The organism is Pseudomonas sp. BS3767 (assembly GCF_900099665.1).
GTDB lineage: Bacteria > Pseudomonadota > Gammaproteobacteria > Pseudomonadales > Pseudomonadaceae > Aquipseudomonas > Aquipseudomonas cerasi.
In genome coordinates, this window is record NZ_FNCX01000006.1 from 349,454 (window position 1) to 357,554 (window position 8,101).

Consider the following 8,101-nt stretch of genomic DNA (forward strand, 5'->3'; position numbering starts at 1 on the left):
GATGTGGCGCGGACGTCAGGTGAGCGCTCTTTTTAGTACGCGCGGGCGTATAAGGCCTCGCATTCAGTTAAAGACGAATGAGGGCCAGATTCCTGTAAGAGCTTTTTGCGTTTTAAATGCAAAAAAATGTTTCAGCGCGGGCGAACGCCTTCGCATGCCGCATGAATGGGGTGGTACGGCTAATTTTTCAGCGGCGCAGTACGTTCAATCTGGACATTGGTGTTGCGCCAGGCCGCAGGGGCTCGGGCGCTTTTGCCATCAAGGGAGAGACATCATGAGTCATGCGTTGAGTTTGGATATCCGGCCGCTGCTGGCAGGGGCGGGCAGCTTGCCGATGCTGGTACAGGCACCCGAGCCCGGTCTGGACTTGATGGAAGCGCTGGACGAACTCAAGCCTCTGGTCGCCGGGCACTTGTACAGCGCTGGCGGGATTCTGTTTCGCGGCTTCGAGGTGGGCGGCGCAGAGGCATTTCGCGAGTTCGCCGCCGGTTTCGGCGATCCGCTGCTCAATTACGAGTTCGGCTCTACGCCGCGCAGCAACGTCACCAAAGGCGTGTACACCTCGACCGAGTACCCGGCGCACCAGAGCATACCGCTGCACAACGAGCAGGCCTACACGCTGGAATGGCCGATGAAGATCTGGTTCTACAGCATGATCGCGGCGCAGACAGGTGGCGAAACACCGATCGCCGACAGCCGCGAAATCTACCGACGCATTCCGGCGCGCATTCGCGAGCGCTTTGTCGAAAAGAAACTGATGTACGTGCGTAACTACGGCAACGGGCTCGATGTGGAATGGAGTCAGGTATTCAATACCGAAGATGAGTCCGTGGTCGAAGCCTACTGCCGGGCGCACAACATCGAGTGCGAATGGAAAGACGACGGCGAACTGCGCACCCGCCAGATCTGCCAGGCAATATCGCGCCACCCGGTGACCCACGACACCGTCTGGTTCAACCAGGCGCACCTGTTCCACATCTCCAACCTGCAGCCGGAAGTGCGCGAAACCCTGCTCGACGTAGTGGACGAAGAAGACCTGCCGCGCAACGTCTACTACGGCGACGGCTCGCCCCTCGAAGAAACCCTGCTGGACGAAATTCGCGGCGTACTTGATGAATGCACCGTCAGCTTCCCATGGCTGGAAAACGACGTACTGATGCTCGACAACATGCTCACCGCCCATTCCCGCGCACCCTTCACCGGCAAACGCAAAGTGGTGGTGGCCATGGCACAGGGGCATTCGGATAAGTAAACGCCTTTGCCTGCTTTGGCCCCATCAAAGTAGGTCGCCGAGGGGCGAAAAGGTGACCTGAGTCGAACCTCAGTCTACCTGAGGTCACAGAGCCGCTGTGTGATGCAGAGCGTGGGGACGATAGTCACAGAGTGCGCAATGGCCTCTTCGCGAGCCAGCTCGCTCCCACAACATGGCATGTGGCATTACCACGCGTGAGCGTGCATAACGATGGTTGTCCGGCTTGTGATTATCATGCCTGCGCTCCGCGTAGGCATGCAGTTCTGGACGCTCTGCGTCCTCTCTTCAGTGCGCGGTGCAATGCAGAGCCTCACCCCCGAGAAACCTTTCTAAATATTTCCTCGCCAATTCGTTCTTGTTGATACGACCCCGCCCGACGGTCAGCCCCACTCAGCAAGGATCGACCCATGAACCCCGAACACGCCCAGAAACTCGCTCGCCGCTTTGTCGAGTTACCCCTTGAAAAACGCCGCCTGTTCCTCGATGGCATGCGCAAGGAGAACATGGATTTCTCGCTGTTCCCGATCCCTTCCTGTGCCGGGCTGGCCGAGCGTGACGGTCTGTCCTATGCCCAGCAACGTATGTGGTTTCTCTGGCAACTGGACCCGCACAGCGCGGCCTACAACCTGCCGATGTCGGTATGCCTGAACGGTCCTTTGGAGCTGCCTTTGCTGGAGCGGGCCTTCAGTGCGCTGGTCGAGCGACATGAAAGCCTGCGCACCACCTTCGGCCAGGAGGGCGACCGGGCGTTTCAGCGTGTCGCGCCGCCAGCGCCAGTGAGCATTCGCCTGACCGACCTGAGCGCTTTGCCGCCCGGGCAGGGCTGGGCCAGTGCGCGTCAGGCCAGCGCCGAACAGGCCGCGCAAACCTTCGATCTGCAGCGCGGGCCGCTGTTCACCGTGCAGGTGCTGCGTCTGGCCGAACAGGAGCACCTGCTGCTGCTCAACCTGCACCACATGATCACCGATGGCTGGTCGATGAACGTGCTGATCGACGAATGGCTGCGCGGCTACGACGCGCTGCTGGCCGGTAAACCGCTGCCTTTTCAGCCGCTGCTTGTGCAGTACCGCGATTACGCGGTCTGGCAACGCAGCTGGCTGGAAGCCGGTGAGCAGGAGCGTCAGCTGGACTACTGGCGCAGCCACCTGGGCGACGAGCATCCGCTGCTGGAGCTGCCCACCGACCGTCCCTATCCGGCCTTGCCCAGCCACGACGGCGCTCGCCTGGAGCTGGCACTGGAGCCCGAGCTGCTGCGCAACCTGAAAAGCCTCGCGCAACGCCAGGGCGTGACCCTGTTCGTGGTGCTGCTGGCGACCTTCAAAAGCCTGCTGCATCGCTACAGCGGGCAGACCGATATCCGTGTCGGCGGCCTGATCGCCAACCGCACCCGTAGCGAAACCGAAGGGCTGGTCGGCTGCTTCATCAATACTCAGGTACTGCGCAGTGCAGTGACGGCGCAGACCCGCTTCGTCGACCTGTTGAATATCGTCCGCGATGCCTCGACCGGTGCCCAGGCGCATCAGGAGTTGCCATTCGACGCCATCATCGACGCCCTGCAGCCGGAGCGCAGTCAGAGCCATAACCCTTTATTTCAGGTGATGTTCAATCACCAGCCGGTGGTGGCTGACCTGCTCGACAAGCAGTTGAGCGGCGGCCTGCGCGTGGCCAATCTGCCTGCCGAACAACAGGCACTGGCGCAACGCTCGCACGCCGCCGCCAGCGACCTGATGCTGGCCACCAGCGGTGAAGGCGAGCAACTGCATGCCGCCTTCACCTACGCCACCGACATTTTTGACGAGTCGACCATCGCTCGTCTGGCCGGGCACTGGCGCAACCTGTTGGCCTCGGTGTGTGCTGACCCGCTGCAGACCATCGCCGAACTGTCGATGCTCTCGGCCGACGAGTGCACGCAACTGCTGGATGTCGACAGCGCCACCAAAGCCGACACCACAACCCCCGCGCATCGCCAGTTCGAAGCGCAAGTGCAGCGCACACCGGACGCCCCGGCATTGATCCTCGCCGGTGAAGGCCAAGCGCCCAGCCTGAGTTACACCGAACTGAATGAGCGCAGCAACCGTCTGGCCTGGCAACTGCGTGAGCAAGGTGTCGGCGCAGACGTGCTGGTCGGCGTGGCGCTGGGTCGTTCGCTGGACATGCCCGTGGCGCTGCTCGCCGTGCTCAAGGCTGGCGGCGCTTATGTACCGCTGGACCTGAATGCGCCGAGCGAACGCTTGCGTCATGTGTTGGCGGACAGTGGCGTGAAACTGCTGCTGACCCACAGCGATCAGCTGACCAGGCTGCCTGAGCCGGCTGACATTCAATGCCTGTGCATCGATCGGATGAGCAGCGAAGCCGCCAGCGTGCAAAACCTCGACGGCCCGATCGATCCGGCCAGTCTGGCCTACGTGATTTACACCTCGGGGTCGACCGGGCGGCCCAAAGGCGTGGCGATCAGTCATGCGGCGCTGGCCGAGTTCGTCACCCTGGGGGCGGACTACAGTGACCTGCGCGAAAGCGACCGGGTCCTGCAATTCGCCACCCACAGCTTCGATGGCTTCGTCGAGCAGTTCTACCCACCGTTGTGTCGCGGTGCGGCCGTTGTCCTGCGTGACGAACGCCTGTGGGACAGTGCCACCTTCCATCAGACCATCGTCGAGCACGGCGTGACCCTCGCCGACTTGCCAGCGGCCTACTGGCTGACGCTGGTTCAGGACTTCGCCGCCAGCCCGCCCGCACATTACGGCGCGCTACGCCAGGTGCATGTCGGCGGCGAAGCCATGGCCGTGGAAGGTCTGCACCTGTGGCGCAAGGCAGGGCTGGGGCATGTACGCCTGCTCAATACCTACGGCCCGACCGAAGCCACCGTGGTGTCGAGCATTCATGATTGCAGCACGCTGACCCCGCCGCAGGTGTCCTGGCGCGGCGTGCCGATCGGTCAGGCGCTGGCAGGACGACGCCTGTACGTTCTCGACGATCAAATGAACCTGCTGCCGCAAGGTGCGGTGGGCGAGCTGTACATCGGCGGTCCTGGCCTGGCGCGGGGTTATCACGCCCAGCCCGGCCTGAGCGCCGAACGTTTCGTCGCCGATCCGTTTGTCAGCGGTGAGCGCCTGTACCGTACCGGCGACCGCGCCCGACTGCGCGCCGATGGCGCTGTCGAGTACATTGGCCGGGTCGATCATCAAGTGAAAGTTCGCGGTTTCCGTATCGAGCTGGGCGAGGTCGAATCGCGCCTGCAGCAATGCACGGGCGTGCGCGAGGCTGTGGTGCTGGCCGTCGAACTGGCGGGCGGCACGCAGCTGGTCGCCTACGCCGTGCCGGACGTTGCCGCCACCACAGAGGCCAAACAGTCGGCCCTGCGCCAAAGCATCCGCATCCAGCTGCAAGCCTGCCTGCCGGATTACATGGTGCCGACGCACATGCTGCTGTTGCCCGAATTGCCCCTGACGCCCAGCGGCAAGCTGGACCGCAAGGCATTGCCAGCCCCCGACGCAAGCCAGTTGCAGGCGCGTTATCGGGCGCCGCGCAGCGAGGTGGAAATCTGCCTGGCGGCCATCTGGCAGGACGTCCTGCATGCGCCTCAGGTGGGTCTGGACGATCACTTTTTCGAACTGGGCGGGCATTCGCTGCTCGCCGCGCAAGTCATCGCCCGGATCAAGACGCAGTTGGGCATCAGCCTGCCGCTGCGCACTCTGTTTGAAAAACCGCTGCTCAGTGAGCTCGCCGGCGAAGTGGCAGCGCTGACCGACAACAGCACGGACAACGACTGGAGCGACATGGACCAGTTCATGGATTCACTGGAGGAATTCGGCGCATGACCGGGACCACTGCTGCACGCATCGCGAAACGTTTTGTCGGCCTGTCGCTGGAGCAACGCCAGCAGTTCCTTGCCCGGTTGCGCCAGGAAGGCAAGGATTTCAGCCTGTTGCCGGTTCCGGTCAGTCGGCATGATGTCAGCGCCATTCCGCTGTCCTTCGCTCAGCAACGCCTGCTGTTCCTCTGGCAGCTCGATCCCTCGAGCGACGCCTACAAGATGACCACCGGCCTGCGTCTGCACGGCACGTTGAATGAGTCGGCGTTGCGTCGTGCGTTCGATCACCTGATCGAGCGCCACGAGGTGCTGCGCACGGTGTTTCACACTGATAGCGATCAGGCGCAGCAAGTACTGTTGCACGACCAGACAATCGCGTTGGAGTGTATCGATCTGGCCGGTTTGACCGATGTCGAACTGCGCGATGCCGAGCTGGCGCTGCGAGTGGCCACCGTCACGGGCCAACCGTTTGATCTGCGCACGGGGCCGCTGTTGCGCGCGCACCTGTTTCGCCTCGCGGACGATGAACATGTGCTGGTCGTGAGCATGCACCACATCGTCTCCGACGGCTGGTCGATGGACGTGATGATTCAGGAGTTCGTGCACTGCTATCAGGCGTACTGCGAAGGCCGTGAGCCCGCGCTGCCCGAACTACCGCTGCAATACGCCGATTATGCGATCTGGCAGCGCAGCTGGCTGGAGGCGGGCGAGGGTGCACGTCAGCTGGACTACTGGCGTAACCAATTGGGCGAAGAGCAACCGCTGCTGGACGCCGCACCGGATTTCCCGCGTCCGGCCACGCAGAGCTACCAGGGTGAGCACCTGCGCTTCGATTTCGGTGCTGACCTGTCGCAGCGGCTCAACGCCTTTGCGCGCACGCAGGGCATGACCCTGTTCATGCTGGTGCTGGCCGGCTTTTCGCTGTTTCTGTCGCGCAAGGCCGGGCAGCGCGATATCCGCATCGGCGTGCCGAATGCCAACCGCGGTCGCGCGGAAACCGAAGGGTTGATCGGCTTCTTCATCAATACTCAGGTTTTGCGCTGCCAAGTGGACGAACGCCTGAGCTACCTTGACCTGCTGGCGCAGATTCGCGACACCTCGTTCGGTGCGCAGGCGCATCAGGACGTGCCCTTTGAGCAACTGGTCGATCAACTGGCGCCCGAGCGCAGCCTGGGTCACAACCCGCTGTTCCAGGCCAAGTTCAACCAGAACGTGGTCCTCAAGCAGAAAACTGCGCTGAGGCTGGCCGGGCTTGAGGTCAGCGAGTATGCCTTCGACAAACAGGGCGCGCATTTCGATTTGGCGCTGGACATCACTGACGACGGCACACTGATCCACGGCGACATGGCCTACGCCAGCGACCTGTATAGAAGCTCGACCGTCGAAGGCTTTATTCCTGAACTGCTCGCGCTGTTCGAAACCCTGCTCGACGCGCCGCAGGCACCGCTGTTCAGCCTGGGAGCACTCGCGGTCGAGCCAAGGCGCGACGCTCGCGAACCCGCACCGCACATGCTGCAACTCTGGGACCGACAGGTCGAACGGCAACCTCATGCCCAGGCAGCCCGCTGCCTGGAGCGCACGCTGACCACGCTGCAACTGGAGCAGGCCGCCAATCAGCTGGCTCATCATCTGATCCGCATGGGCATCAGCGAGGGCAAGCCGGTCGCAGTATTGATGGAGCGTTCGCTGGACTGGCTGACGGCCGTGCTGGCGATTTTCAAGGCCGGCGGCGTGTACATGCCGCTGGACGTCAAAGCCCCCGATGCGCGACTGCAACAGATGCTGGTCAATGCGCAGGCCGGGGTGCTGCTGTGTGCCGAGGGTGATGTGCGGCAGACGTCGCTGGGTGTTGCCGGTTGTCAGGGCCTGACCTGGACGCCTGCGCTGTGGCAGGACCTGCCTGTCAGTCGCCCTGACACCCGGCCTTCAGCCGATTCGGCGGCCTACGTGATTCATACCTCCGGCTCGACCGGCCAGCCAAAAGGGGTGCTGGTCAGCCAGGGTGCGCTGGCCAGTTACCTGCGCGGCTTGCTGGAACAGCTGCAACTGGCACCCGAGGCAAGCATGGCGCTGGTCTCGACCATCGCCGCCGACCTCGGCCATACCGTGCTGTTCGGCGCGCTGTGTTCGGGACGCACGCTGCACGTGCTGACCAAGGCGCTGGGTTTCGATCCGGATGCCTTCGCGGCCTACATGGCCGAGCATCAGGTGGGCGTGCTGAAAATCGTCCCCGGTCATTTGGCCGCGCTGTTGCAGGCCGGCCAGCCAGCCGACGTACTGCCGCAGCATGCGCTGATTGTCGGCGGCGAAGCCTGCTCGCCCGTGCTGATCGAGCAGGTGCGTCAGCTCAAGCCGGGTTGCCGGGTGATCAACCACTACGGGCCGAGCGAAACCACCGTTGGTGTGCTGACTTATGAGGTGCTGATGTCGCTCCCACAGGATGCATGTGTATCCACTGGGGTGAACGTTGGCGACCCTCTGCGCAGCGTGCCAGTCGGCACATCGTTGCCAGGGGCCAGTGCTTATGTGCTGGACGACGTGTTGAACCCTGTGGGCACTCAGGTTGCCGGCGAGCTGTACATCGGCGGCGACAGCGTGGCGCTGGGCTATATCGGCCAGCCCGCGCTGACCGCCGAGCGCTTCGTGCCGGACCCGTTCGCGAAGGATGGCACGCGCGTCTACCGCAGCGGCGACCGCATGCGCCGCACTCATCAGGGCCTGCTGGAATTCATCGGCCGGGCTGACGATCAGGTCAAAGTGCGCGGCTATCGCGTCGAGCCGGCAGAGGTCGCGCGGGTGTTGCTGGGCCTGGCTTCGGTGGCGCAGGTCAGCGTACTGGCGTTGCCCATCGATGACGATGATACCCGGCTGCAATTGGTGGCCTACTGCGTGGCGGCAGGCGGGGCTGACCTGAGTGTCGACAGCTTGCGCGAGCAACTGGCTGCGCGCTTGCCGGACTACATGGTGCCCGCGCAGATCATGCTGCTGGACAGTCTGCCACTGACCGCCAACGGCAAGCTCGACAAGCGCGCCTTGCC

The 8,101-nt window shown here is 63.3% G+C and carries 3 protein-coding genes; all 3 read left to right on the forward strand.

The genetic code is table 11. The features are described 5' to 3' along the window. Nucleotides 1-274: 274 nt before the first annotated feature. Nucleotides 275-1,252: a TauD/TfdA family dioxygenase gene (locus BLR16_RS19060; protein WP_054081114.1), complete on the forward strand. Its 978-nt coding sequence runs from the start codon at nt 275-277 to the stop codon at nt 1,250-1,252. 407 nt (nt 1,253-1,659) lie between these two features. Continuing rightward, nucleotides 1,660-5,070: a non-ribosomal peptide synthetase gene (locus BLR16_RS19065; RefSeq protein ID WP_074808076.1), complete on the forward strand. Its 3,411-nt coding sequence runs from the start codon at nt 1,660-1,662 to the stop codon at nt 5,068-5,070. Next, nucleotides 5,067-8,101: amino acid adenylation domain-containing protein (locus BLR16_RS19070; RefSeq protein WP_139188232.1), on the forward strand; the 3,035-nt coding region annotated here is incomplete at its 3' end. The genes BLR16_RS19065 and BLR16_RS19070, both read left to right, overlap by 4 nt.

Bases quoted from the DNA above. Each gene is read 5' to 3' on its own strand.
- BLR16_RS19060 (WP_054081114.1), top strand. From the start codon at position 275: ATGAGTCATGCGTTGAGTTTGGATATCCGGCCGCTGCTGGCAGGGGCG.
- BLR16_RS19065 (WP_074808076.1), top strand. From the start codon at position 1,660: ATGAACCCCGAACACGCCCAGAAACTCGCTCGCCGCTTTGTCGAGTTA.